Raw genomic sequence first — 25,361 nt, 5'->3', positions numbered from 1 at the left:
GCATCGACCCGAAACCACCAGGACATCTCGAGGAAGGCGCCACGACGACATGCTGCTTCGATTCGCCACAGTGACGGCAAGCGTCCTTGTCGCCGTCGGCACGGCCGCGCCGGCCTACGCCGATCCCGACCCGGCGTCACCTCCCGCTGACCCGGCCGCCGCTGCCGCGCCGCCCCCGGTCAACACCGGCGTCGTGGCGTCGTCGGTGCCGGGCATCGCCAAGACCGCCGACGGTCGGACTCTGACTGTCGTGGCCAAGGATGAGACGCAGCTGCCGGTCGCCCCGCTGACCACCTCCCTGTCCTCGCGCGACTGGGTGGTCGGCGCCACCTTCACCGGTAACACCACCGGTGACACCGCCGGCGGAACGCTCGAAGTGGGTTACCAGATCGGCTGCAGCGTCGAAATGGACAAGGTCAAGCTGAACGGCTCGGTCGGTGCCAGCCTCGGCAACGCCAGCCTGGGCACCGGCGGTTTCACCGCCCCGGGCACCATCTCGTTCCCCATCCAGGGCCAGATCGAGGTCGAGCCCCGCCCCGGCACTATCACCAACGTGGTGGTCGACAAGAAGTCGTTCAAGGGCACCTCGGCGCGTGTGACGATCCGTGACGTCCACATCAAGGTGGACAACTGCGTCGGTGCATCGTCGCTGCGTTCCTACGCGGTGCTGACCAGCTCCAGCACCGACAACGACGACATCGTCGCGTACTACGGCATCACCCAGGTGTTCTGATCGGTATGGCCCGGTTGCTGATCGCCATCACGGTGGCGGCTGGGCTCCGTGCCGGCACCCGATCCGGCGTTGCCGATTCCGGTCCCCGGTGGCGAGGCGGCCCCGCCGCCACCGCCGGATCCGCTGTACACCGCGGCCACCGAAACCCGGCAGAACCCGGTGAACGCGATGGCCGATCTGCTCGGGGCACCGACGTCAACGGTGATGAATCTGGCTCCCTCACCCTCAGGTGCCGATCCGCTGGCACCGGCGGCCACGCTGTTCCCGCAGTACTACCGGATGCCGACACCGGACATGAACTCGCCGTATCTGCTGACCGAGAACGCACCCCCGGGTCCGTTCGCCCGGGTCGACGCCTTCAAGGGCGTGCATGCGCTGCTGCACGGCGCGCTGGGCCGGATGCCCGCCGACCAGCTCGGTGATGCGCTGCCCGGCACCGCGCCTGCTCCTGGGGTGGCGCTGCCCGCCGGACCGGAGCAGTTCTTGCCGCCACCGCCCGACGTCGCGCCGCCGGTGACTCCGGTGCCGCCGGCCGGCTGACCAGGATCTGCTGATCGACCTCACCTCATCCGTTACCGTGTGAGCGATGAAGGGTGCACTGCTTGCCGGTCTGGGACTTGGCGTGGCGGCACTGATTTCGTCGGTCCCGGCGTCGGCCGATCCCCCGGCACCGGATCCGGCCGTCGTCGACCCGGCCGCCGCACCGCCGGCCTACGTCCCACCCCGCGCCGGCATCGGCAGCGTGCTGGCACAAAGCGATGCCGCACCGGCCGGGCCGCTGGGCCTGCCTGATCTGTCGGCCTACGCCCCGGGGCTGATCCTCGGCCAGAACGCGGTGCCCTCGGCACCGGGCGCTGCGGCCCCCGTCGCAGCACCCGACCTGCGCGCATTCAACAGTGAGTATCTGCTCCCCCAGAACGTCGCCCCCGCCGCGCCGGGCGAGGGCGTGCCCGCCGCGGGCATCGGCCCCACGCCCGAGGACCCGAGTACGGGACGGCTGGCGTTTCTGCGCCGCCTGCACGCCATGTACTCCGACGGTGATCTGGATGGGGCACTGCTCGGCCAAATGCCCGACGAGCAACTCGGCCAACCCCTGCCGGGCACCGCCCCCGCCGCCGGCATCTACCTCCCGCCCGGGCTGGGTCTGACAACGCCCGAACCGGCCGCGCCCACGCCGCCGGCCTGAGGCCGCGCGGGTAGCAGAAGGTTCATCAACCAGCAAAGTTCTGGTGCTAGCATCCGAAACCTATGCCTGCCAACCCGCCCCGCTTGATCGTCGAGCCAGACGACGGCCTCGAGCCGGTCCGCGAGTTCATCGAGACCGCGCAAACCTCCTTGTTGATAAAGCAATTCACTTTCACCGAGCCCAGCCTGATCGACGCGGTGATCGGCCGGCGCAGCGCCGGCGTGGATGTGCGGGTGATGCTCAACCCCCAGCGCTCCGGCGGCGACCGGGCGAACGACGAAACCTACGACCAGCTCAAGGACGCCGGCGTCGAGGTGCAGTGGTCGAACCCGAAATTCTATGTGACACACGAGAAATCGATTGTCGTCGACAAGACGGCTGCGATGGTCGCCACCTACAACCTGATGGTCAAGTACTTCACGCTGACCCGCGACTACGGGATCATCACCCACGACCCGCAACATGTGGCGCAGATCGTCGAGGTGTTCGACGCCGACTGGGAGCATCGCGATTTCACCCCGCCCCGGTACGAGGGCCTGCTGTGGAGCAACTCGAATTCGCGTTACCACATGGCCCGATTCATCGACACCGCCCAGCGGTCGCTCTACATCCAGCACCCCAAATACGTCGACGCCGTGATCCTCGACCACATCGCCGCCGCTGCCGACCGTGGCGTGAAAGTCAAGGTGCTGTGCGGCGGCAAACACGGCATCAGCGACTGGGACATCCTCGACACCTTCGCCTCACTGCGCACGCTGCGCCGGTTCGGGGTGAAGGTGCGCAAGCAGAAGAACCTCCGCGTGCACGCCAAGCTGCTGCTCGTGGATGACGAACGGGTGCTGGTCGGTTCGATGAACATCGACCGCAGCGCATTCGACTTGCGCCGCGAACTCGGCGTCATCATCGACGACCCGGCGGTGGTAGACCGCCTCGGCGAGGTGTTCACCAGCGACTGGAAGGCCGCCCACCAGTACGAGCCGCCCGACCCGCTGGACACCACCACGCATACCGAAGAGGACTTCCCGCACGACGAGGACCTAGTCCATGAGTGAACCCGGCGCCGCCCTGCCCAAGACCTCGTTGTGGGAAATCGCGTTGTCGTTCAACCATATCGCGCTGGCCTCTTTCGGCGGCGGGCTGTCGGCCTGGTCGCGCGAGGTGGTCGTGGTCCAGAAGCAGTGGATGAGCGAAGAGGAATTCCTGTCCGCGATGACGATGTGCCGCATCGTCCCGGGCGCCAACCAGGTGAACCTGGCGGTGTTCGTGGGCACCAAACTCAAGGGCATCGCCGGGGCGGCGGCCGCCCTGATCGGCCTGTGCCTGGTCCCGGTCGCGATCATCTTGACGCTGGGTTTCGTCTACTTCACCTTCAAGGAAGTGCCGGCGGTCAAGGGTGCCCTGCACGGCGCGTCGGCCGCCGCCGTCGCACTCACCCTGGCGATGGTGATCAAGACCGGCAAGAAGTGCCTCACGTCAGTCATGCCGGTGGCATTGTTCCTGGCTGCCTTCATCCTCAATGGCGTGCTGCGCTGGCCGCTGCTCGAAACCCTGGCCATCCTGGCTCCGCTGAGCCTGATCTGGGCCTGGCCGCGCAAGCAGCCAGCGGCGGCCGAGGCGTGAAAACCTACCTGGCCCTCATGGGCATGTTCGGATCGCTGTCGCTGCTGTCGATCGGCGGCGGCAACACCGTGCTACCCGAAATGCACCTGCGTGCGGTCAGCGGCCACCACTGGCTGACGAACTCGCAGTTCGCCGACATCTTCTCGATCTCGCAGGCCGCGCCGGGACCGAGCATCCTGATCGTCGCGCTGGTCGGGTACGCCGCCGGGCTCGGGGTGGCCGGTGTGGTGGGCGGGATTGTCGGCGGGGTGCTGGCCACCGTGGCGATGGTGGTGCCGGCGGCCACCCTGATGTACCTGATCACCGTGTCCTGGCAGAAGGCCGAGAAGTCGAAGCTGCGCATCGCGGTGGAGAAGGGTTTCGCCCCGCTGACCGTCGGCCTGATCCTGGCGACGTCGCTGGTCATGAGCAAGGCCGCCGACCACGACTGGCGGGCCTACCTCATCACCGGGGTGGCGACTCTGATCTTCGTCCGCACCAACACCAACCCGTTGGTCGTGGTCGGGGCCGCCGCGCTGCTGGGCTACATCGGCTTCGTCTGAGGCGAAGTCAGATAGGTTTGGCCGCAGCCGCGACGAGGCGGCGCCGAGCCGGGCAGGAAAGTCACCAGCGATGCGAGTGGACGGACGCGACATCACCGTTACCGGTGAGCTGCTGCAACCGCTGACCCGCCGCACCAACGACATCGTCCGGCTGGCTTTGGCCGCCCTGTTCCTGGCGATCGTCATCACCAGCTCGCTGATCACCCGCAACGACTGGGTCGGGCTGGAGAAGTCCGTCTCGGGCATCGTCGGGGTGCTCACCCCCACCCAGTCCAACCTGGTCTACCTGGCCTACGGCATCGCGATCCTGGCGCTGCCGTTCATGATCCTGGTGGGGTTGATCGCCGCGCGGCAGTGGAAGCTGCTCGGCGCCTACGCCGCCGCCGGCACCATCGCCGTGCTGGCACTGTCGATCACCGGCAACGGTATCGCCGCGCCCCGCTGGCATTTCGACCTCACCGAGCGGCTGTCGACCACGCTGTCCCAGTTCCTCGACGACCCACGCTGGATCGCCATGCTGGCCGCCGTGCTGACCGTGTCCGGTCCGTGGCTGCCCGCCCGGTGGCGCCGGTGGTGGTGGACGCTGCTGCTGGCCTTCGTGCCGATCCACCTGGTGGTCAGTGCGATCATCCCGGCCCGCTCACTGCTCGGTCTGGCAGTCGGCTGGTTCGTCGGCGCCCTGGTCGTCTGGGTGGTGGGCACCCCCGCCCTGGAAGTGCCGCTGGACGGTGCGGTGCGAACGCTGTCCAAACGCGGCTTCCTGGTCAACGCGCTGACCGTCGTCCGCCCGGCCGGGCACGGCCCGCTGGAGCTCTCGGCGCGCACCGACGCCGGAACCGAAGCCGTCATCGAGATGTACGGCCCCAACCAGCGCGGCGCCGGTGCGCTGCGCCAGTTCTGGCGCTGGCTGATCCTGCGCGACGCCGAGACCGCCCCGCTGCAGGCCTCCATGCGGCGGGCCGTCGAGCACCGGGCGCTGATGACGATCGCGGTCGGTGACCTCGGCGTGGCCAATACCACCACGATGGCCGTCGCCGCCCTTGACCGGGGCTGGACGCTATACGCGCACACCCCGCCGCGGGGCACCCAGGTGGCCGACGCGCCCGACGAGGGACTGGCCACCACGGTCTGGGGGTCGCTGGGAGTGCTTCAGCGCCATCAGATCTCGCACGGCGATCTGCGGTTCAGCGAGATCACCGTGGACGGGGGTAAGGCGCTGTTCGGCGGTTTCGGGGCCTCCGAGTACGGCGCCTCCGACGAGCAGCTGCAGTCCGATATCGCCCAGCTTCTGGTGACAACCAGCGACCGGTTCGGCGCGGAGACGGCGGTGCGCGCTGCCGTCGAGGCGCTGGGTAAGGACACCGTGCTCAACGCGTCGCGGCGGCTCACCAAATCCGCGGTGCCCGCCCGGCTGCGCAAGACCGTCACCGAGCCCAAGGCCGTGATGGCTGCGGCGCGCGAGGAGGTGAAGCGGCAGACCGGGGCGAACGAGATCAAGACCGAGACGATCACCCGCTTCACCCGCAAACAGGTCATCCAGCTGGTGCTGTTGGTGGCCCTGGTCTACGTGGCCTACCCCTTCATCAGCACGGTGCCGACCTTCTTCAGTGAGCTGCGCAACGCGAACTGGTGGTGGGCGCTGCTGGGCCTAGCGGTGTCGGCCTCGACCTATGTGGGGGCCGCAGCGGCGTTGTGGGCGTGCGCATCCGGGGTGGTCAGCTTCCGCAATCTCGTCATCATGCAGTTCGCCAATACTTTCGCTGCCACCACCACTCCGGCTGGCGTGGGTGGATTGGCTTTGAGCACAAGGTTTTTGCAGAAGGCCGGCCTGGGCGCGCTGCGTGCCACCGCGGCGGTGGCCCTGCAGCAGGCCGTGCAGGTGATCACCCACGTGACACTGCTGGTCTTCTTCAGCGTGGCCGCCGGTGCGACCGCCGACCTGTCGCACTTCGTGCCGAGCAGCACGCTGCTGTACCTGATCGGCGGCATCGCACTCGGCGTACTGGGCACATTCCTGTTCGTGCCCAAGGCCCGGCGCTGGCTGGACACCGCGATCCGGCCCAGGCTGCAGGAGGTCAGTGGCGAGCTGCTGGACCTGATGCGCGAGCCGAAGAGACTGGCGATCATCGTCCTGGGCTGTGCGACAACGACTTTGGGGATGGCTCTGGTGCTGTGGTCCAGCATCGAGGCCTTCGGCGGCGACACCAACTTCGTGACCGTCACGATCGTCACGATGGTGGGCGGCACCCTGGCGTCGGCCGCCCCCACCCCCGGTGGTGTCGGCGCGGTCGAGGCCGCCCTGATCGGTGGCCTGGCCGCCTTCGGGGTGCCCGCCGCGGTCGGCGTGCCCTCGGTGCTGCTCTACCGGGTGCTGACGTGTTGGCTGCCGGTGTTCGCGGGCTGGCCGATCATGCGCTGGCTGACCGCCAAGGACATGATCTAGCTCGGTACGAACCTGGCGATCCGTCGGGTTACCCTCGGCGTCGACTCATGACTCGGAAAGGACTGTCGCAGTGGCTGCTTGGCACGACCTCACCGGACACGTCGCGCTGGTGACCGGTGGTAACGGCGGGATCGGGCTCGGGATGGCCCGTGGCCTGCACGACGCTGGGGCCACCGTCGTCATCTGGGGAACCAACGCCGCCAAGAACGACGCTGCCGTCGCCGAGCTGTCCGGTGGCGCACCGGTCGCCTCGTTCGTCGTCGACGTCAGCGACGAGGAGGCGGTGACGGCGGGCGTGCACGCTGTCGTCGACCAGTTCGGGCGACTCGATTCCTGTTTCGCCAACGCCGGGGTGGGTCCGCACCCGACGAGCATCGACACGATGACCACCGACGAGTGGCGCCGGGTGATGGCGGTCAACCTCGACGGGGTGTTCTTCACCGTGCGGGCGGCCGCGGGTCACATGAAGACCCTGGGGGCGGGCGGTTCGATCGTGGTCACCAGCAGCGTCTCGATCAGTGACGGCATGGCGTATTCGACGCACTACGCGGCGGCCAAGAGCGCCCTGGTGGCGATGGCCAGGGCGCTGGCCGTCGAACTGGCCCGCGACGACATCCGGGTCAACGCCCTGGTGCCGGGCTGGACCTTGGCCTCGATGACCGAGGGTCTGCTGGAATCGCCGACAGCCCAGGCCAAGATCCTGCCGCGAGTTCCGTTGCGGCGCTGGGGCACTCCGGAGGACTACGAAGCGGTGGCGGTGTGGCTGGCCGGGCGCGGCTCGGCGTATTTCACCGGGCAGACCCTGGTCATCGACGGCGGCTACACCGTCTTCTGAGCAGCTACTGCCCCGCCATCTTGTAGCTGACGACATCGTCGCGCTTGAACAGCATGCGGTTGCCGAACTTGTAGTGGGTCGGCCCGCTACCGGTCTTGATCCGCCGCTGCAATGTGGTGGTGGTGATCCCCAGGTACTGCGCGGCCTGTTTCACGGTCAGCATCTGCCCCAGGATCGAACCCGGACTGCGCTGCTGAGCGCGCTCCAGAAAGTTGTATCCCCCTCGGTCGGCTGTCACTACCGTGGTCATGCTGGGCTCGCACCTCTCGACTCTCGCGGTTGGTGTGGCTGTTTGCCACGTCACGAAAAGTAGGTCCGCGGGCACCCCTGGCACTCGTGCGTCAACGCCAAACATCGGCGTTCCGTTGTGGTGCGGGCACAACGCGTTTAGCGTGGTCGGTCATGGATCCCGAGTGGGCCCCGATTCGCGACGACGTCGCAGCTCAACGGGTATGGCAGACGGTGCTCAGACCGATAGCCGCCGACCTGCTCGAGCAGTCCGAACAGCTTGCCGAGGACGTGCTGGACCGGATTCGGGCCGAGCAGCCGCAGCTGATGCCCGACAGCCTGTTCATCGAAGGTCAACCGGCTGGCATCGAGTCGAGTATTCGCCAATTCGCGCAGATTGTGGCCGACGGCGCCGACCCACGCGAGCTGGACTTGCCTGCCGAGGCGATCGCGCTGGGCCGGGCCCGCGTGCAGCAGCGGGTACCGCTCGCCTTCCTGATCCGCTCCTACCGGCTGGGCCAGGACACCCTGTGGGAGTGGTTGTTCGGCCGGATCATCGCCTCGGCATCCGATGCCGGCCAGCAGGCCGCGGCACTCCAACTGACCACCAGCTGGCTGTTCGCCTACATCGACAGCTCGCTGGCGCTCACCGAGGAGATCTACGAAACCCAGCGAGAAGCCTGGCTGCGCAGCGCCGCCGCGGCGCGCACCACGGCGATCGACGACGTGCTCAGCGAGCGGGAACGCGATGCGCAGCGGGCCGCCAAGAAGCTGCGCTACGACCTCAACCGCCAGCACGTCGGCGTTGCGGTGTGGCTGGACGCCACACCCGAAGACAGCGATGCCCAGCAGATCCTCGCCGAGGTCTGCACCGCGCTGAGCCGGGCCGTGTCCGCGGAGAGCACGCTCACCCAGCCGGTGGGGCCGTTATCCATCTCGGCGTGGCTGAGCCGCCGGGAGGCGTTCGACCCCGCCCTGCTCGACCCGGTCGCCATCGCGCGGTCCGCTGCTCTGCCGTCCGGGGTGCGGGTCGCGGTAGGCGATCCCAGGTTCGGGCTCAAGGGATTCCGCGGCAGTCACAGCGAAGCCAGCCAGGCCCGTCGGGTGGCGACCCTGAGCCGATCGCGGGCCGCCGCAGTAACCCGCTACCGCGATGTTGCGCTGGCCGCGCTGGCCAGTGTCGACGCCGAGCAGGCGGTGGCGTTCGCGCACCGGGTGCTGGGACCGCTGGCCGAGGATGACGAGGCGACCTACCGGGTGGCGATGACGCTGGCGGTCTACCTGCAGGAGAACCGCAGCCCCGCGCGGGCTGCGCAGCGCCTGACGGTGCACCCCAACACGGTCAGCTACCGGGTCAACCAGGCCGAGACGATACTGGGCCGCGATATCGACGCTGATGCTCTCGAGGTCTCGGTGGCGCTGGCATTACTGCCGCTGCTACCGGGGTTGACCGCCGAGTTGTGAGTGCGGGCGGAGGGACTCGAACCCACACGCTCTTTCGAGCACCGGCACCTAAAGCCGGCGCGTCTGCCATTTCGCCACGCCCGCAAGCGCTCCTACCCTATCGCGTGCCGCCAGCGGCCCCGGGTTTAGTCACCGGCCGAAGTTGAGCGACACCCCCGAGCCGCCCCATCGAATGCCGACCTGATTCGCCGGTGGCGCCACCGTCCCCGGGCGAGCCTTGATCGACACACTGCCGTTGGTCTGGCATGTCGAGGTGGTACCGGAGTCCTGGCAGCTCGGTAGTGCGGAGGCGGATGGTGCGAAGAAGCCGGCCGACGTCGCCAGCATCACCGTCAGGAGCGCCGCCGCGCGTCGTGTGGTCATCTGTCCTCCACCCTGTCAGTGACAGTCCGATATGACGGTCTCGGCGCTCGGGCCGATGGGCGTGCCGTTGGCGGCCGCACGCCCGAATGCGTCGGCGCGGGCCGCGTCGATCGTCGCGCCGGCACCGCCGGCCACCACGCCGTTCCCGGCGTCGGCCACCGAGACGATGCACAGCCGGTCGTTGGTCACCTCGTCGCTGGTGCAGTCCTGACCACCAGCGCTCTGACACTGCGCGATCACCCGGGCCGAGGCTTCCTCGTTGGTGGCGCCGGTGGCCCGGAACCCCACCAGCCGGTCCAGGAAAGCGCCGGTGCCGACGGCCACGGAGATGTCGCCGGCATCCTCGACGGTGCCGTCCGGTCCACCCGCCCAGGCCGGGCCCGCGGCGAGCCCCAGGGCAGTCGCGGTCAGGGCCAGAAGTGGCGCCATCAGATACTTTCGCGGCATTGTGCCCTCCTCGGTCACGGCACCCGCGATGGTATCGGCCAACGTCCCATAACCGCTGGCACGGTACGGTCGTGGTGTGTCCACGACCCGTCGCCGCCGGTTTGCGCTGATCGCTTTGGTGATCCTCGCCGCGTGCGGCTGCCTGGCGCTGGGCTGGTGGCAGTGGACCCGCTATGAGTCGACGTCGGGGTCCTTCCAGAACCTGGGCTACGCGCTGCAGTGGCCGATGTTCGCGGGGTTCTGCGTCTACGCCTACCGCAAATTCGTGCGGTATGAAGACGACCCGCCCACCGCGCAGCCGTCGTCACCCGACGCTCGCACCGAGATCCCGGCCGGCCTGTTGCCCGAACGTCCCAGGGCCACAACGGAATCCGATGATCCGGTGATGCGTGAATACAACGCTTATCTCGCCGAGCTCGCCGAAGCCGACAAGGCCACCGACCAGAACAGGACCACCCGATGAGCGACGCCCCTCACACCCAGCCGGTCGTGCCGGCCGAGAAGATCCGCAGCGCGCTGCGGGGCTACCAGGTGATGGCCTGGACCACGGGTATCTGGCTGATCGCGCTCTGCTACGAGATGGTGATGAAGTACATCGTGAAGGTGGACAACCCGCCGACCTGGATCGGCGTGGTGCACGGCTGGGTGTACTTCGTCTACCTGCTGTTCACCGCGAATCTGGCGGTCAAGGTGCGCTGGCCGATCGCCAAGACCATCGGGGTTTTGCTGGCCGGCACGGTGCCGCTGCTCGGGATCATCGTCGAGCAGGTTCAGACCCGCGACATCAAGTCCCGCTTCAACCTCTGAGCCTCGTCGTCGGGGTCGGTGACCGTCGGGATCGTCATCGCGACCAGGGCGGCCAGCCCCGCGACACCCGCAGCGATCAACAGCGCGGTCCGCAGACCGGCCAGTGACGGCATGGTATGGCCGGCGTAGGTGATCGTCATCGACGCCAGCACGGCACCGATCACGGCGCTGGATATCGACGTGCCGAGCGACCGGGCCAGCGCGTTGATCCCGTTGGCGGCCGCCGTCTCCGACATCGGCACCGCGGCGTTGATGAGCGCGGGCAGTGATGAGTACGCGAACCCCACCCCCAGGCTGATGGCGATGTTGGCCACCATCACCGCGGCGGGACTCCCGATCAGCCACACCGCCCCGAGGTAGGCGACACCGATGATCGCCGAACCGCAGACCAACGTGAACTTCGGCCCGCGACGTCCGGCCATCCGCGCCGCCAGCGGCGACGCGGCCATCATCGCCAGACCGCCCGGCGCCATCCACAGCCCCGCCTGCAGCATGGACTGGCCCAACCCGTAGCCGGTGCCCTTGGGCAGTTCGAGAATCTGCGGGGCGACCAGCGAGAGCGCGAACATCGAGAAGCACACCAGCACCGCGGCGATGTTCGTGGTCAGCACCGGCCGGCGCAGCGTGGTCCGCAGGTCGACGATCGGTGCAGGCGTGCGGAACTGCCAGCGGGCGAACACCGCGAACACCACGATCGACACGGCGAACAACGACAGCGTGGTCGCGCTCGTCCACCCCCATGTCGAGCCCTTGGTGATCGGCAACAGCAGCGCGATCAATCCGACCGCCAGCAGCACGGTCCCCAGCGGGTCGAACCGGTCCGCCGAACTCGGCGGGACGTCGGGCACCAGAAAGTGGAACAGCAGCAGGGCCCCGACGCCCAGTACCGCCGCACTCCAGAACAGCACGTGCCAGTCCGCCTTCTGGGCGATCACCGCCGACAGCGGCAACCCGAGTGCACCGCCGACCCCCAGCGACGAGCTGATCAATCCCATGGCGGGGCCGACCCGGTCGGCGGGCAGCGCTGACCGCAGCACGCTGATGGCCAGCGGAATGATCGGCAGGCTCATACCCTGCAGGCCGCGGCCGATGATGAACGGCACCAGTGAGCTGCTCACCGCGGCCAGGAATGAGCCGAACGCCATGATGCCCGCGCAGATCATCAGCATCGGCTTGGGGCCATGCATATCGCCGAGACGCCCGAACACCGGCGTCGCCACCGCCGCGGTCAGCAGAGTCACCGTGATCGTCCACGACGCGTTGGCGGGGCTGGTGTTCAGCAGCGCAGGCAGCTCCGGGATGAGCGGGATCATCAGAGTCTGGGTCAGCGAGACACTGATACCGGCGGCCGCCAGCACGGCGATCAGAACGCCGGGGTGCGCCGCCCGGACCGAGTGACGACCCACGGCAGCATCATGACACATTAGATGCGCTACACAAATTGCTGAACGGTGACGTCAGCCGGCCAGCGCCCGCAGCGCCGGCAACAGCAACGTCAGCGCGCGGCCGCGATGGGAGACCGCGTCCTTCTCAGCGGGACTGAGCTCGGCTGCACTGCGGGCTCCGCCCTCCGGGAGGAACACCGGGTCGTAGCCGAAGCCACCCTCGCCCCGCGGCTCGCGGGCGATGACACCGGGCCACTGCCCGCGCACCACGGTCTGCTCGTCCGGACCCGGTCCGTGGACCAGGGCGCAGGCCGAGACGAACGCCGCCGCGCGCCGCTCGTCGGGAACGTCGCGCAACTGGGCCAACAGCAGTTCGTAATTAGCGACGTCCGCACCGTGCCGCCCGGCCCAGCGCGCCGAGAGCACGCCAGGCATCCCGTTGAGGGCGGCCACTTCCAGGCCCGAGTCGTCGGCGACGGTTGGTAGCCCGGTGGCGGCGAAGGCGTCGCGCGCCTTCGCCAGCGCGTTCTCCTCGAACGTCGCCCCGGTCTCGGGGGCCTCGTCGAAGGCGGGCACATCCTCGAGGGAGACCAGCTCCAGACCCGAGACGCCGGCGGCGTCGAGCACCCGGTGCAGTTCGGCCAGCTTCTTGCGGTTGCGGCTGGCCACCAGCAGACGAGTGGTCAGGATCCGAACGCCTTCTTCGGCGCCGGCCCTTCCGGCAGCACCCCCGGGTAAGGCAACTCCAGGGCTTCGCGCTGCACGGCGAAGAGCGTCTCGCAGGCGGCCAGCGCGGCGTCGAGCATCTTGTCCAGCGTCGAACGCGGGAACGTCGCCCCCTCGCCGGTGCCCTGGATTTCCACGAGCGTGCCGGTGTCGGTGGCGACGACGTTCATGTCGACCTCGGCCCGGGAGTCCTCCTCGTAGGGCAGGTCGACGCGCACCCGGCCGTCAACCACACCGACGCTGATCGCCGAGATCGCACACGACAGCGGCTTCGGATCGGACAGCTTGCCCGCGGCCGCCAGATAGGTGACGGCATCCGACAGCGCGACATAGGCACCGGTGATCGCCGCGGTGCGGGTGCCGCCGTCAGCCTGCAGCACATCGCAGTCAATGGCGATGGTGTTCTCCCCCAACGCTTTCAGGTCGATGCACGCGCGCAGCGAGCGACCGATCAGCCGGCTGATCTCCTGGGTGCGCCCGCCCAGGCGACCCTTGACCGACTCCCGGTCCGAGCGGGTGTGCGTGGCACCGGGCAACATCGCGTACTCGGCGGTCAGCCAGCCCTCCCCCGAGCCCTTGCGCCAGCGCGGCACACCTTCGGTGACGCTGGCGGTGCACATTACCCGGGTCTCGCCGAACGTGATGAGCACCGATCCGGCGGGATGGGAAGTGAAACCGCGGGTAATGGTGACCGGGCGCAGCTCGTCGTCAAGCCTGCCGTCTTGTCGTCGTGACACGTGGCAACCCTAGCGCGGGCAGGTCGGCAACCCCTGTCGGAGGCCGAGCGTGCACGAACTGCACACTCCGTCGGCGTGTCGGTGTACCGACACGCACGCTCGCCGACCATGAGCTAGTGGGTTACCTCGATGGTCTCGCCGCACACCACGGCGTGCACCGGGCCGTCGAACTCGGCCTTGGCCTCGCTGATGACGTCCTCCCGCGAGGTCCACGGCGGGATGTGGGTCAACAGCAGTTCGCCGACCCCGGCCCGTTTGGCCATCCGGCCCGCCTCGGTGCCGGACAGATGCAGGTGCGGCGGACGCTCTGGGGCGTGCGTCCAGGACGCCTCGCACAGGAACACGTCGGCACCGGAGGCCAGCTCCACCAACGACTCGCACACCCCGGTATCGCCGCTGTAGACCAGCGTCGCCCCGGACGGGTCGGTGATGCGCATCCCGAACGACTCGGTGGGATGGGTGACCAACCGCGGCAGCACCGTCAACGCCCCGAACTTCACCGGGTTGCCGTCCTCCCAGTGCCGGATCTCGAAGATGTCGGAGAAGTCGTCGAGCTCTCCGCCCAGCGGGGACGACGCGGCCGCCAGCCGCGTCCAGGTGTCACTCGGGCCGTACATGATGCCGCGGCCTTTGGCCGGTGTCGGGTGATAGCGCCGCCAGACGAACAGACCCGGCAGATCCAGGCAGTGGTCGGCGTGCAGATGCGACAGCAACACGTGGACATCGTTGGGGTCGGCGTAGCGCTGCAGCGCGCCCAGCACACCGCCGCCGAAGTCCAACACCAACGGCGGTGTGTCCGGCGCGGTTACCAGGTAGCCAGACGCCGGCGAATCAGGTCCGACAACACTGCCGGAGCAACCGAGCACGGTGATTCGCACAGTCACAAGCTTGCCATGCCCGGATGGCCGCGGAGGAAAACATCACCGCTTTGAATATCGAGAATCACTTCTCGGCGCCGACGTGACGCACCGCAGACCCCACACCCGTGATCGCCGGTCCCAGGAACCGGGACGCCAGCGTCAGGAACGACTCCGGATCTCCGGTGGCCTCGAACACCCGGGTGGCGGCCGGCGCGTCATGCGGTCGCAGCAGATCACCCTCGGTGAGCACCCGCAGCAGATCCTTGGCGGTCTCCTCGGCGCTGGACACCAGCGTCACCTCATCACCCATCGCCAGCTGGATCAGCCCGGACAGCAGGGGGTAGTGCGTGCAGCCGAGCACCAGGGTGTCGACCTGGGCGCGCTGCAGCGGCTCGAGGTAGCCCTCGGCCAGGTTGAGCACCTGGCGGCCGCTGGTGACACCCCGCTCGACGAAGTCGACGAAGCGCGGGCAGGCCACCGCGGTAACGTCGACGTCGCGGGCGGCGGCGAACGCGTCCTGGTAGGCGGCCGAGGCGATGGTGGCCTGGGTGCCGATGACGCCGATGCGCCCGCTGCGAGTGGTCGCAACTGCACGCCGCACCGCGGGCAGGATCACCTCGACGACGGGGACGTCGTAGCGTTCGCGCGCATCACGCAGGCAGGCCGAGGACGCGGTGTTGCAGGCGATGACGAGGGCCTTGACGCCACGCTCCACCAGGTCGTCGGCGACGGCCAGGGCATGCGCTCGGACCTCGGGAATGCTCAGCGGACCGTAAGGCCCGTTGGCGGTATCCCCGACATAGAGGATGTCCTCGTCGGGCAGCTGGTCGATGATCGAGCGGGCCACGGTCAGCCCGCCCACCCCGGAGTCGAAGATGCCGACCGGGGCGAACCGGTCACTCATGAGGGCAGGCCGGGGAACTGGCCGGCCTTCTTGCGTTCCCGCGCTTTGCGTTCCGGTCCGGACAGCAGATAGGCCGCGATCACCCCGGCGATGGCCCCGCACAGGTGGCCCTGCCAGGACACCCCGAACGTGCCGGGGAGCACGCCGAGCAGCACACCGCCGTAGACGAACAGCACGATGATGCCGACGACGATCTCCCACACCTTGCGGGTGAAGAACCCAAACACGATCAGGAATGCCAGCCAGCCGAAGATCAAACCGGAGGCGCCGATGTGGTTGGTCTCGCAGCGGATCCCGACGTAGGGGCAGTGGGCGCCGATGTTGCCGATGAGCCAGGTGCCCAACCCGCCGAGGATCCAGATGATGGCGGTGGCCACGACGAACCGTGACATGCCCGCCAGCGTCATCAGGAATCCGAGGACCAGGGCCGGACCGGTGTTGGCGATCAGGTGCTGCCAGTCGGCGTGCAGCAACGGGGCGAACAGGATGCCCCACAGACCGTCGGCTTCCAGCGGCCTGATGCCGTTGCGATCCAGCGAATGCCCGGACACCGAGTCCCACACCTCGATGAGGTAGAGCAGTGCCACGAAGGTGACGATGGTGACCCCGCCGACCACCCAGGCCGGCCGCTTCTTGGGTTCGGGGGCCGGGGTGAGCGGATAACCCAGCGGCTGGTTCATCCGTTGCCCGATCCCATCACGCCTCCGATGTCATGCCCAGAGCTGGCCCTCGAGGGCGTCCTCAGCTTCATCCAGGCTACCGGCGTAGGCACCGGTCGACAGATACTTCCATCCGGCGTCGCAGACGGTGAAGGCGATGTCGGCGCGCTCACCGGCCTTGATCGCCTTGGCCGCCATGCCCAGCGCGGCGTGCAGGATCGCCCCCGTCGAGATACCGGCGAAGATTCCCTCGACCTGGACCAGTTCCCGGGTGCGCCGCAGGGCGTCGTGTGAGCCGACCGAGTAGCGGGTGGTCAGCACATCGGGGTCGTACAGCTCGGGGATGAAGCCCTCGTCGATGTTGCGCAGCGCGTAGACACCCTCGCCGTAGCGGGGCTCGGCAGCCACGATCTGGACGCCGGGCACATGCTCGCGCAGGAACCGGCCGGTGCCCATCAGCGTGCCGGTAGTACCCAGCCCGGCCACGAAGTGGGTGATCTCGGGCAAGTCGGCGAGCAGCTCAGGCCCGGTGCCGTAGTAGTGCGCGTCAGCGTTGGCCTGGTTGCCGTACTGGTAGAGCATCACCCAGTCGGGGTGTTCGGCGGCCAGCTTCTTGGCGGTGGCCACCGCGGTGTTGGAGCCGCCCTCGGCCGGGGAGAAGATGATCTCCGCGCCGTAGAGCTCGAGGATCTGGCGGCGCTCGATCGAGGTGTTCTCCGGCATCACGCAGATCAACTGGTAGCCCTTGAGCCGGGCCGCCATCGCCAGCGAGATGCCGGTGTTGCCGCTGGTGGGCTCCAGGATCGTGGTGCCCGGTTTCACCAGGCCGTCCCGCTCGGCCTGCTCGATCATCCGCAGCGCGGGGCGATCCTTGATGGAGCCGGTGGGGTTGCGGTCCTCGAGCTTGGCCCACAACCGCACGTGCGGGCCCTCGTCGGTGTCGTCCCAGCGCGGCGACAGCCGCGGCAGGCCGACCAGCGGCGTGTGCCCGACCGCCTGCAGCAGGGAGTCGTAGCGGGTCAACGCATCCCCACGGCGCCGCCGGCGACGGCGGGCAGGATCGTCACCGAGTCGCCGTCGGCGATCTCGGTGGCCAGCCCGCCGGAGAACCGGACGTCCTCGTCGTTGACGTAGATGTTGACGAAGCGGTTGAGCTTGCCGCCATCGACAAGACGCTCCGAAATGCCCGAGTAGTTGGCCTCCAGGTCGGCGATCACCGCCTGCAGCGTGTCACCGGAGGCGCTGACACGCTTCTCACCACCGGTGTGGGTGCGCAGGATCGTCGGGATGGACACGGTGACACTCATGGGGCGCCTTTCTGGGGGCTAGTACTGCTCGACGATGGTGACGGGCTCTTCAGTGACGACGCCGTCGAGGATTCGGTAGCTGCGCAGCTCGTGCTGTTCGGGGTCGCGGGTCGAGACCAGAACGTAGTGGGCGTCGGGCTCGGAGGCGAACGAGATGTCGGTGCGGCTCGGATAGGCCTCGGTCGCGGTGTGGGAGTGGTAGATGACGACGGGGACCTCGTCGTTGTCGTCCATCTCCCGCCAGACCGTGAGCTGCTCGCCGGAGTCGAAGCGGTAGAACGTCGGCGACCGCTCCGCATTGAGCATCGCGATGTGCCGCTCCGGGCGGTCCGAACCCTCCGGCCCGGCCACCACACCGCACGCCTCGTCGGGGTGATCGGCGCGGGCGTGGGCGACCATGGCGTCGACCAGGTCGGCACGGATCACCAGCACGGCGGGCTCCTCCTACGGCAGTCGGTCAGCGAGCGTTCGGCGCACCGAACGCACCGGGCAACATGTCACGGTAGGTCGGTATTCCTGCCGCCGTCTCAGCGGCCAGTACGCCGACCAGCACCGCGCGCGCCAAACAGTGTGCCCCGGCGGCACCCAACGCCGCGACCAGCTTGGTCTCCGGGGACATCGCCACCGGGATGTCGGGGTCGGGTTCCACCTCGATCGCACCGGTGGCCAACGCGAACACGGTGTCACCGTCCAGCGGGGTGTGCGCGGGGTGGATGGAGTGCGCCAGGCCGTCGTGGGCGGCGACCGCGAACCGGTTGCAGGCCATCGGGGTCAGCGCCGCGTCGGTGGCCACCACTGCGATGGTGGTGTTGAGCGGGCTGGATTCGCGATCGAGGGCGGCGAACGCGGCAATCTGCTCGGCGGGCGGCGCGACCAGCCCGAACTCCTCGATCAGGCGCGCCATCCAGGGCAGCCCGGTGGTGGGGTCGACGACATTGCCGGCGCAGTTGACGGCGACGATCGCACCGACGGTAACCCCGTTGTCGAGCCGGACCGACGCGGTGCCCAGCCCGCCCTTGAGCACCCCGGCCCGCGCGCCGACACCGGCTCCGACGGTGCCGACGGCGACCTCGGTGCCCGCCGCGTGGGCGGCCTGATAGCCGAATTCGGCGGTCGGCCGGCACGCCCAGCCGCCGACCGGAAGATCGAAAATCACCGCGGTCGGAACTATCGGCACCACACCGCCGTCCATCTTCACGCCGCGGCCCTGCTCCTCCAGCCACGTCATCACGCCGTCGGCGGCGGCCAGGCCGTAGGCGCTGCCGCCGGTGAGCACGACGGCGTCGACATGGCGCACGCTGTTGGCTGGGTCTAGCAGATCGGTCTCCCGGGTTCCGGGTGCACCGCCGCGGACATCGACGGCCCCGACGGTGCCCGGCGGGGCGACGACGACGGTGGTGCCACAGGCCCAGCCCGAGCCCAGCGTCGCATCCGGATCCAGCCGGTGATGCTGGCCGACGAGAATGCCTGCGACGTCGGTGATCGAACCCGCGCTCATCGGATCGGCTTACCCATAAGTCCGAGCACCAGATACTCCTGCAGGACGGTCAGCCACTGGTAGACGTCGAGATGGCCGGCCAGCGGATGCTCGGGCGGCAGCCGGTCGAGGCCCTGCGGGCCGATCTCGAGAAGGGTGCCCAGCGCCAGCCGGACGTCGTTGACGGCGGTGATCCAGGCGTTCGCGTCCTCGACGGTGAGCTCGAAGCGTGCGCCGTCGTCCGGCAGGGTGTCCAGAAGTCGTTGGGCGGCAGCCTTTTTCGCGTCGATGATGTCCGGCTCGTGCAGGCTTCGCAACGCGCCGTTGAGGCTTTCGGCGGCGGCCGAGCCAGCCGGGTGCTCGCGCTGGGGCTTGAAGAAGTCCGGCAGAAGCCGGCGCATCGTGGAGTCCTCGGGCGGCTGGGAGTTCCCGGTCCGGATCCCGGTCAGCTGGGCCAGCGGATCCGAGGGCGCGGTGTCTTCGCGTTCGGTGAGCATGCCGTGCACCGAGCCCACCATGTTCTTCAGCAGGGTCGCTTCGTGCGGGGCCAGGGCCGAGCGGAAACGGGGGCCGTCAGCGGTCTCCACCCGCTTCCATTTGCGCATCCGAACCGGGCTCAGCGGTCCTGCTGCATGGTGGCCCACAGCCCGGCCGCGTGCAGCTTGGTGACGTCGACCTCCATAGACTCCCGGGTGCCCGACGACACCACGGCCTTACCTTCGTTGTGGACTTGCAGCATCAGTTTGGTGGCCTGCGGTTCGCTGTAGCCGAAGAGCTTCTGGAAGATATAGGTCACGTAGTTCATCAGGTTCACCGGATCGTCCCAGACGATGGTCACCCAGGGGCGGTCCGCGACGTCAACGGGATCAGTGTGCTGCTGCCCGCTGGTGCCCGGCCGGGTCGGTGCTGCTGACGCGCCCATGGCGTCAAGGATAGCGAGCCGCCGCAATAACAACCCAATGCCGTGGCAGCCGATACCGTTGCCCTGTGACCGCCGCGCTGCTGACGGACAAGTACGAGCTGACGATGCTGTCAGCGGCCCTGCGGGACGGCACCGCCGGGCGCCGCACCACCTTCGAGGTGTTTGCCCGCCGGCTGCCCGACGGCCGCCGCTACGGCGTGGTGGCCGGTACCGGCCGGTTCCTGGAAGCCTTGGGCGAGTTCGTCTTCGACAAGGTGGCGCTGGAGTCGCTGTCGCCGTTCCTGGACCCGGCCACCCTGGATTTCCTGCACGACTTCCGGTTCCGCGGCAACATCGACGGCTACACCGAGGGAGAGCTGTACTTCCCGGGCTCTCCGATCCTGTCGGTCAGTGGCACCTTCGCCGAGTGCGTGGTGCTCGAGACGCTGGCGCTGTCGATCTTCAACCACGACACCGCGATCGCCTCGGCGGCGGCGCGCATGGTCAGCGCAGCGGAGGGTCGGCCGCTGATCGAAATGGGCTCGCGGCGCACCCACGAGCAGGCCGCGGTGGCCGCCGCGCGGGCGGCCTATATCGCGGGCTTTGCGGGCACCTCCAACCTGGAGGCTTGCCGACGCTATGGCGTACCTGCGCTGGGCACCAGCGCGCACGCCTTCACCATGCTGCACACCACCGAGTCGGGTCCCGACGAACAGTCCGCGTTCCGCGCCCAGGTCGACGCACTCGGGCTGGACACCACGCTGCTGGTGGACACCTACGACGTCACCACCGGGGTGGCCAACGCGATCGCCGTCGCCGGCCCGGGCCTGGGCTCGGTGCGCATCGACTCCGGTGACCTCGGGGTGCTGGCCCGGCAGGTCCGCGCGCAACTCGATGCGCTGGGCGCTACCGGCACCCGGATCGTGGTGTCCGGTGATCTAGACGAGTACGCCATCGCCGCGCTGCGCGCCGACCCCGTCGACAGCTATGGCGTCGGGACCTCGGTGGTCACCGGCTCGGGCGCACCGACGGCGAGCATGGTCTACAAGCTGGTCGAGGTCGACGGCATCCCGGTGCAGAAACGCAGCAGCCACAAGGAATCCCATGGCGGCCGTAAGGCGGCGACCCGGCTGGCCAAGCCGACCGGAACGGTCATCGAAGAGGTGGTCCACTCCGCCGACGAGGCGCCGCAGACCACCGAGCCGTCACGTCGGCTGACCGTGGCACTGGTGCGTGACGGCGAGCCGGTGGTGCAGTCCGATCTGACCGCGGCCCGCGAACTGGTGGCGGCCGGTCTGCGCAGCCTGCCGTGGGAGGGACTGGCCCTGTCCCAGGGCGAGCCGGCAATCCCGACCCGTCAGGTGCCGGTGCGTCGTCGGTGAGCGCGCAGGATCTCCCCCCGGTCGCCGACCTGCTGGCCACCGCGGTCGACGCACTCGGCGGAAGCCAGCGCCCCGGCCAGGTGCAGATGGCCGAGGCGGTGGCCCACGCGCTGGAGTCCGGCGAACACCTGGCGGTGCAAGCCGGGACCGGCACCGGCAAGTCGCTGGCCTACCTGATCCCGGCGATCGCACGCGCCATCTCCGAGGAGACACCGGTGGTGGTGTCCACCGCCACCATCGCCCTGCAACGCCAACTCGTCGACCGTGACCTGCCCCGCCTGGTCGATGCGCTGGCCGGGGCGATGCCCAGAAAGCCGCGCTTCGCCCTACTCAAGGGGCGGCGAAACTATCTGTGCCTGAACAAGATTCACGGAGCAGACGATCGCGAGCCGGACGAGTCGCAGGTGGAGCTGTTCGAGCCGATGGCCGCCTCCGCGCTGGGCCGTGACGTGGCGCGGCTGACGGCGTGGGCCTCGGAGACCGAGACCGGCGACCGCGACGAACTCAGCCCCGGCGTGGCCGACCGGTCCTGGTCGCAGGTCAGTGTGTCGGCCCGGGAGTGCCTCGGGATGGCGCGCTGCCCATACGGGGCCGACTGCTTCGCGGAGAAGGCCCGCGGTGTTGCCGGCACCGCCGACATCGTGGTGACCAACCACGCGCTGCTCGCGATCAACGCGATCGCCGAGGCCTCGGTGCTGCCGGAGCACGACTACGTGGTGGTCGATGAGGCCCACGAGCTGGTCGACCGGGTGACGTCGGTGGCCACCGGTGAGCTGACGCCGGCGCCATTGGGTGTCGCGGCTCGCCGTATCTCCCGGTTGGTGCGGCCGGAACTGAGCCAGCGGATGGAGGCGGCGGTCGCAACGTTCTCCTCGGCCATCCACGACGGCACGCCGGGGCGGATGGACTTCCTCGACGACGAGATGGCCACCTATCTGACCGCACTGCGGGATGCCGCCAACGCGGCCCGCACCGATATCGACCCCTCGCCCAAGGACCCCAAGGCGGCGGCCGCCCGCAGCGAGGCGATCGCGGCGCTGACCGAGATCGGCGACACCGCCGCGCGGGTGCTGGACTCGTTCGTCCCGGCCATCCCGGACCGGACCGATGTGGTGTGGCTCGACCATGAGGAGACCCGACCGTCGGGCGCCCTCCGGCCGGTGCTGCGGGTGGCCCCCTTGGCGGTGTCGGGATTGCTGCGCAGCCGACTGTTCGACACCGCCACCGCCGTGCTCACTTCGGCCACGCTGACCATCGGCGGCTCCTTCGAGGCGATGGCCCGCTCCTGGGGTCTGGCCGACGGCCCGGCCTGGCAGGGCCTGGACGTCGGATCGCCCTTCGAGCACGCCAAGTCGGGCATCCTCTACATCGCCGCCCATCTGCCGCCACCCGGCCGTGAAGGCACCGGCACCGACGCCCAACTCGACGAGATCGCCGGGCTGATCGAGGCGGCCGGCGGCCGGACCCTGGGGTTGTTCTCGTCGATGCGTGCGGCCAAGGCCGCTGCCGAGGCGATGCGCGCCCGGCTGGACACCCCGGTGTTGTGTCAGGGCGAGGACAGCACCGCAGCACTGGTGACGAAGTTCACTGCAGACCCGGAGACGTCGTTGTTCGGCACGCTCTCGCTGTGGCAGGGCGTCGACGTCCCCGGGCCGTCGCTGTCGCTGGTCCTGATCGACCGCATCCCCTTCCCCCGCCCTGACGATCCGTTGCTGACCGCCCGGCAGCGCGCGGTGGCCGCACGCGGCGGCAACGGGTTCATGACCGTGGCCGCCGCACACGCCGCGCTGCTGCTGGCCCAGGGCGCGGGTCGGTTGCTCCGCCGCGCGGACGACCGCGGTGTGGTCGCTGTGCTCGACTCGCGGATGGCCACCGCCCGTTACGGTGGCTACCTACGGGCGTCGCTCCCGCCGTTCTGGACCACCACCGACGCGCAGCGAGCCAAACAAGCACTTCAACGGCTACGCGCCGACAGTCCGCGGTGAGCGAACAGCGGCCGGGACCGAGCCACGGCACTATTGTGATAGCGAACTTCGACCGAGCCCGCCGACGCTGTGGAGAGGCACTACTCATGCGCGCACGACACCTGGGGCGCCTGCTCGCCGTTGCGGGCACCGCGGTGGTCCTGGCCGGTTGCGGGTCGACCGTGCAGGGCAAAGCCGTGTCGATCTTCGACGACCCGTTCAAGGTGGCCGGCCTGCAGGCCGTCGACGGCAGCAGCGGGCTGCGCCCCAACGCCGAGCCGCCCACCCGCAAGGTCACCGACGGCGACGGCGGCGAGGTCGACGAGATCGCGGTCCAGTCGGTGTCGGATCTGGAAACGTTCTGGGAGAGCGCGTACGGCGAGACGTTCAAGTTTGAGTTCAAGCCCGTGAAGGCCGTCATCTCGTGGAACTCCGACGACTACGACGGCACGTTCTGCGACGAGTCGACGGCGGGACTGATCAACGCCGCCTTCTGCGAGGACGACAACACCATCGGCTGGGACCGTGGCGTGCTCATGCCCTCGCTGCGTCAGGCCAATGGCGACATGGCCATCACGATGGTGCTGGCGCACGAATACGGCCACGCCATCCAGAAGCTGGCCAAGCTCAACAAGAAGGGCACGCCCACGCTGGTGGCCGAGCAGCAGGCCGACTGCCTGGCCGGGGTGTACATGCGCTGGGTCGCCGAGGGCAACTCGCCGCGGTTCACCCTGTCCACCGGTGACGGTCTGAACAATCTGCTGGCCGCGATGATCTCGTTCCGCGACCCGCTGCTGAGCCAGGACGACTACTACGACACCGGCGACGAGCACGGTTCGGCCTTCGAGCGGATCTCGGCCTTCCAGTTCGGCTTCACCGACGGGGCATCGTCGTGCGCGACCATCGACGCCCAGGAGATCGGGCAGCGCCGCGGTGACCTGCCCGTAGAGCTGCAGTCCGATCAGAGCGGGGAATGGCCGGTGAGCGAGGAGTCGACGAAGGCCATCGTCGATGCGATGAACATCCTCTTCGAACCGAAGAACCCGCCGCAGCTGACGTTCGACACCAGCAAGACCGCGTCGTGCCCGGATGCCCGGCCCAGCCCGCCGGTGTCGTTCTGCCCGTCTACCAACACCATCGCCGTCGACCTGGCCGGTCTGGAGAAGATGGGAACCTCGAACGAGGGTGATGAGACCTCGCTGGTCCAAGGTGACAACACCGCCTACTCGGCGCTGGTATCGCGCTACATGCTGGCGCTGCAGCACCAGCAGGGCGGGCTGGTGCTGGACAACGCCGAGGCCGGATTGCGCACCGCGTGCCTGACCGGGGTGGCCACCACCAAGCTCTCGAAAGAGGTCACCACGCCGGACGGCAACACCGTGGCACTGACGGCCGGCGATATCGACGAGGCGGTGTCCGGGCTGCTGACCAACGGCCTGGCGGCCAGCGACGTCAACGGCGAGACGGTGCCCGCCGGGTTCTCCCGCATCGACGCGTTCCGCATTGGCGTACTCGGCGATCAGGAGCGCTGCATCAAGCGCTTTCCGTAGCGGGATCAGATTTTCTTGGTGACCCCGTACCAGGACAGGATGGCGTCACCCTCGTCGGTGGACTTCGTCAGCGTCGCGTAGGACCGGATAAACGACTCCCCCACGCAGCCGTCGATCTTGACGTGGAAGTTGCTGATCGACACCCACGGTGCGGAGCCTTTGTACTCCTTCTTGGTCACCGGGACGATGTTGATGATGCCGGGCTTGAGGCCCACGGTGATGCCGCCGCCGATGTTGGCGCCGATACCCGGGGTCAGACCGTCGGCGATGGTGTTGGAGAAGTCCAGGCCGAAGTAGCCGATCGACGGGTTGATACCGGCCGTGCCGGTCAGCGAGACACCGTTGGAGGTGCTCATGTCGATACCGCAGCCGATCTGGTAGCCGACCTCCAAGACACCCTTGGGGGTGGAGCCGTCGCCGGCCAGTGCGCCGTTGTAGACGCCGCCGACGACGTACTCGCGTGACGAGATCGCCGTGGTCAGCGGGGCGACCGGCATCTGGATCTCGTCTTTGGCCGAGATGGTCAGCGTCCACCCGTCGGGCGACTTCGTGGTCGCGGGCGGGGTGGACTCGACCCGGCCGTCGTCGACCGGCGGTGCGGCCGCGGGATCGGGCACCTCGGCCGACACGGGCTGCGCCGCGTCGGGCGCGGTGGAGTCCGGATCAGCCGACGCAGGAGCCATCGCGGCCGACAACAAGCCACCCACCAGTGCCACTGTGGCCACGCCTCGCACAAACACTGCCCCGAACGCCTTCCCGGGAATCCGACAGCCCGCCCCGATGCGGTACCGGTCGGCACTCCCTTTGGGAACCTACATGCGGCTCCCCTGACCTGCTAACC

General features: G+C 68.8%; 30 protein-coding genes and 1 tRNA gene. 14 read left to right on the top strand and 17 right to left on the bottom strand.

Annotation, left to right across the window (positions count from 1 at the left end; genetic code table 11):
* Positions 1-49 precede the first annotated feature (49 nt).
* From BN3385_RS14915 to BN3385_RS14880, 8 genes are all read left to right on the top strand, one after another.
* The gene (locus BN3385_RS14915; RefSeq protein ID WP_059017640.1) at positions 50-733 is read left to right on the top strand and encodes an MspA family porin; all 684 of its coding nucleotides are present in this window, start codon (positions 50-52) and stop codon (positions 731-733) included.
* A 48-nt stretch (positions 734-781) separates the two neighbouring features.
* Complete coding sequence (locus BN3385_RS14910) at positions 782-1,273, top strand: hypothetical protein (protein ID WP_059017638.1); 492 nt, start codon at positions 782-784, stop codon at positions 1,271-1,273.
* A 46-nt stretch (positions 1,274-1,319) separates the two neighbouring features.
* Positions 1,320-1,919, top strand: coding sequence for a hypothetical protein (locus BN3385_RS14905; RefSeq protein ID WP_059017636.1), 600 nt, complete (start codon positions 1,320-1,322; stop codon positions 1,917-1,919).
* 62 nt (positions 1,920-1,981) lie between these two features.
* Entirely contained in the window at positions 1,982-2,971 is a 990-nt protein-coding gene (locus BN3385_RS14900; protein WP_059017634.1) for a phospholipase D-like domain-containing protein, read from the top strand.
* Positions 2,964-3,539, top strand: a complete 576-nt coding sequence (locus BN3385_RS14895; protein WP_059017632.1) for a chromate transporter — start codon at positions 2,964-2,966, stop codon at positions 3,537-3,539. The genes BN3385_RS14900 and BN3385_RS14895 overlap by 8 nt, the downstream gene beginning before the upstream one ends.
* On the top strand, positions 3,536-4,081 hold the full coding sequence (locus BN3385_RS14890; RefSeq protein WP_197415220.1) for a chromate transporter: 546 nt from the start codon (positions 3,536-3,538) through the stop codon (positions 4,079-4,081). The genes BN3385_RS14895 and BN3385_RS14890 overlap by 4 nt, the downstream gene beginning before the upstream one ends.
* Positions 4,082-4,151: 70 nt before the next feature.
* The gene (locus tag BN3385_RS14885; protein WP_059017630.1) at positions 4,152-6,524 is read left to right on the top strand and encodes a lysylphosphatidylglycerol synthase transmembrane domain-containing protein; all 2,373 of its coding nucleotides are present in this window, start codon (positions 4,152-4,154) and stop codon (positions 6,522-6,524) included.
* A gap of 70 nt (positions 6,525-6,594) precedes the next feature.
* Positions 6,595-7,359, top strand: a complete 765-nt coding sequence (locus BN3385_RS14880; RefSeq protein WP_059017628.1) for an SDR family NAD(P)-dependent oxidoreductase — start codon at positions 6,595-6,597, stop codon at positions 7,357-7,359.
* 4 nt (positions 7,360-7,363) lie between these two features.
* On the opposite strand, the gene BN3385_RS27695 is transcribed toward BN3385_RS14880, so the two are convergent.
* Positions 7,364-7,609, bottom strand: a complete 246-nt coding sequence (locus BN3385_RS27695; RefSeq protein WP_197415219.1) for a helix-turn-helix domain-containing protein — start codon at positions 7,607-7,609, stop codon at positions 7,364-7,366.
* A gap of 152 nt (positions 7,610-7,761) precedes the next feature.
* Between BN3385_RS27695 and BN3385_RS14875 the strand changes: the two genes are divergently transcribed.
* Complete coding sequence (locus BN3385_RS14875) at positions 7,762-9,051, top strand: PucR family transcriptional regulator (RefSeq protein ID WP_059017626.1); 1,290 nt, start codon at positions 7,762-7,764, stop codon at positions 9,049-9,051.
* A gap of 1 nt (position 9,052) precedes the next feature.
* Here the strand turns inward: BN3385_RS14875 and BN3385_RS14870 are convergent.
* From BN3385_RS14870 to BN3385_RS14860, 3 genes are all read right to left on the bottom strand, one after another.
* Positions 9,053-9,135, bottom strand: a tRNA-Leu gene (locus BN3385_RS14870).
* Between the two features lie 45 nt (positions 9,136-9,180).
* Positions 9,181-9,414 carry a hypothetical protein gene (locus tag BN3385_RS14865; RefSeq protein ID WP_059017625.1) on the bottom strand — a complete coding sequence of 78 codons (234 nt, stop codon included), beginning with the start codon at positions 9,412-9,414 and terminating at the stop codon, positions 9,181-9,183.
* Between the two features lie 15 nt (positions 9,415-9,429).
* Entirely contained in the window at positions 9,430-9,861 is a 432-nt protein-coding gene (locus BN3385_RS14860) for a DUF4189 domain-containing protein (RefSeq protein WP_059021980.1), read from the bottom strand.
* A gap of 76 nt (positions 9,862-9,937) precedes the next feature.
* On the opposite strand from BN3385_RS14860, the gene BN3385_RS14855 reads away from it, so the two are divergent.
* Complete coding sequence (locus tag BN3385_RS14855) at positions 9,938-10,324, top strand: hypothetical protein (RefSeq protein ID WP_059017623.1); 387 nt, start codon at positions 9,938-9,940, stop codon at positions 10,322-10,324.
* Entirely contained in the window at positions 10,321-10,668 is a 348-nt protein-coding gene (locus tag BN3385_RS14850) for a DUF3817 domain-containing protein (RefSeq protein WP_059017621.1), read from the top strand. The genes BN3385_RS14855 and BN3385_RS14850 overlap by 4 nt, the downstream gene beginning before the upstream one ends.
* On the opposite strand, the gene BN3385_RS14845 is transcribed toward BN3385_RS14850, so the two are convergent.
* From BN3385_RS14845 to clpS, 12 genes are all read right to left on the bottom strand, one after another.
* Positions 10,632-12,074 carry an MFS transporter gene (locus BN3385_RS14845; RefSeq protein WP_231748739.1) on the bottom strand — a complete coding sequence of 481 codons (1,443 nt, stop codon included), beginning with the start codon at positions 12,072-12,074 and terminating at the stop codon, positions 10,632-10,634. The genes BN3385_RS14850 and BN3385_RS14845 overlap by 37 nt on opposite strands.
* Before the next feature lie 51 nt (positions 12,075-12,125).
* Entirely contained in the window at positions 12,126-12,743 is a 618-nt protein-coding gene (gene rdgB, locus BN3385_RS14840; protein WP_231748859.1) for an RdgB/HAM1 family non-canonical purine NTP pyrophosphatase, read from the bottom strand.
* Positions 12,737-13,516, bottom strand: a complete 780-nt coding sequence (gene rph, locus BN3385_RS14835) for a ribonuclease PH (RefSeq protein ID WP_059017614.1) — start codon at positions 13,514-13,516, stop codon at positions 12,737-12,739. Before rph ends, rdgB begins: the two co-directional genes overlap by 7 nt.
* Before the next feature lie 113 nt (positions 13,517-13,629).
* A complete protein-coding gene (locus BN3385_RS14830; protein WP_059017612.1) occupies positions 13,630-14,400 on the bottom strand; it encodes a cyclic nucleotide-degrading phosphodiesterase in 771 nt (256 codons plus the stop codon).
* Between the two features lie 58 nt (positions 14,401-14,458).
* Complete coding sequence (murI, locus tag BN3385_RS14825) at positions 14,459-15,280, bottom strand: glutamate racemase (RefSeq protein WP_059017610.1); 822 nt, start codon at positions 15,278-15,280, stop codon at positions 14,459-14,461.
* A complete protein-coding gene (locus BN3385_RS14820; RefSeq protein WP_059017608.1) occupies positions 15,277-15,960 on the bottom strand; it encodes a rhomboid family intramembrane serine protease in 684 nt (227 codons plus the stop codon). The genes murI and BN3385_RS14820 overlap by 4 nt, the downstream gene beginning before the upstream one ends.
* 30 nt (positions 15,961-15,990) lie before the next feature.
* Positions 15,991-16,962, bottom strand: coding sequence for a PLP-dependent cysteine synthase family protein (locus BN3385_RS14815; protein ID WP_059017606.1), 972 nt, complete (start codon positions 16,960-16,962; stop codon positions 15,991-15,993).
* Positions 16,959-17,246 (bottom strand): MoaD/ThiS family protein, encoded by a 288-nt coding sequence (locus BN3385_RS14810; protein WP_059017605.1) that lies wholly within the window; start codon positions 17,244-17,246, stop codon positions 16,959-16,961. The genes BN3385_RS14815 and BN3385_RS14810 overlap by 4 nt, the downstream gene beginning before the upstream one ends.
* Before the next feature lie 18 nt (positions 17,247-17,264).
* Positions 17,265-17,678: a M67 family metallopeptidase gene (locus BN3385_RS14805; protein WP_059017602.1), complete on the bottom strand. Its 414-nt coding sequence runs from the start codon at positions 17,676-17,678 to the stop codon at positions 17,265-17,267.
* Between the two features lie 25 nt (positions 17,679-17,703).
* On the bottom strand, positions 17,704-18,744 hold the full coding sequence (locus tag BN3385_RS14800; protein WP_059017601.1) for a P1 family peptidase: 1,041 nt from the start codon (positions 18,742-18,744) through the stop codon (positions 17,704-17,706).
* Positions 18,741-19,328, bottom strand: coding sequence for an oxidative stress transcriptional regulator AosR (gene aosR, locus BN3385_RS14795; protein ID WP_059017599.1), 588 nt, complete (start codon positions 19,326-19,328; stop codon positions 18,741-18,743). The genes BN3385_RS14800 and aosR overlap by 4 nt, the downstream gene beginning before the upstream one ends.
* Positions 19,329-19,339: 11 nt before the next feature.
* Positions 19,340-19,645 (bottom strand): ATP-dependent Clp protease adapter ClpS, encoded by a 306-nt coding sequence (gene clpS, locus BN3385_RS14790; RefSeq protein WP_059017597.1) that lies wholly within the window; start codon positions 19,643-19,645, stop codon positions 19,340-19,342.
* Positions 19,646-19,671: 26 nt separating this feature from the next.
* On the opposite strand from clpS, the gene BN3385_RS14785 reads away from it, so the two are divergent.
* The 3 genes from BN3385_RS14785 (at position 19,672) to BN3385_RS14775 (ending at position 24,520) form a co-directional block, all read left to right on the top strand.
* The gene (locus tag BN3385_RS14785) at positions 19,672-21,006 is read left to right on the top strand and encodes a nicotinate phosphoribosyltransferase (RefSeq protein WP_502688102.1); all 1,335 of its coding nucleotides are present in this window, start codon (positions 19,672-19,674) and stop codon (positions 21,004-21,006) included.
* Entirely contained in the window at positions 21,003-22,991 is a 1,989-nt protein-coding gene (locus BN3385_RS14780; protein ID WP_059017593.1) for an ATP-dependent DNA helicase, read from the top strand. The genes BN3385_RS14785 and BN3385_RS14780 overlap by 4 nt, the downstream gene beginning before the upstream one ends.
* An 86-nt stretch (positions 22,992-23,077) precedes the next feature.
* Positions 23,078-24,520 (top strand): neutral zinc metallopeptidase, encoded by a 1,443-nt coding sequence (locus BN3385_RS14775; protein WP_059017590.1) that lies wholly within the window; start codon positions 23,078-23,080, stop codon positions 24,518-24,520.
* Between the two features lie 5 nt (positions 24,521-24,525).
* Here the strand turns inward: BN3385_RS14775 and BN3385_RS14770 are convergent, their stop codons facing one another.
* A complete protein-coding gene (locus BN3385_RS14770; protein ID WP_059017589.1) occupies positions 24,526-25,260 on the bottom strand; it encodes an MspA family porin in 735 nt (244 codons plus the stop codon).
* Positions 25,261-25,361 lie beyond the last annotated feature (101 nt).

This window comes from Mycobacterium sp. M26, from assembly GCF_001494595.1.
GTDB lineage: Bacteria > Actinomycetota > Actinomycetes > Mycobacteriales > Mycobacteriaceae > Mycobacterium.
The sequence above is the reverse complement of the archived record's forward strand: the minus strand, read 5'-3'. Positions and strand labels throughout refer to the sequence as shown.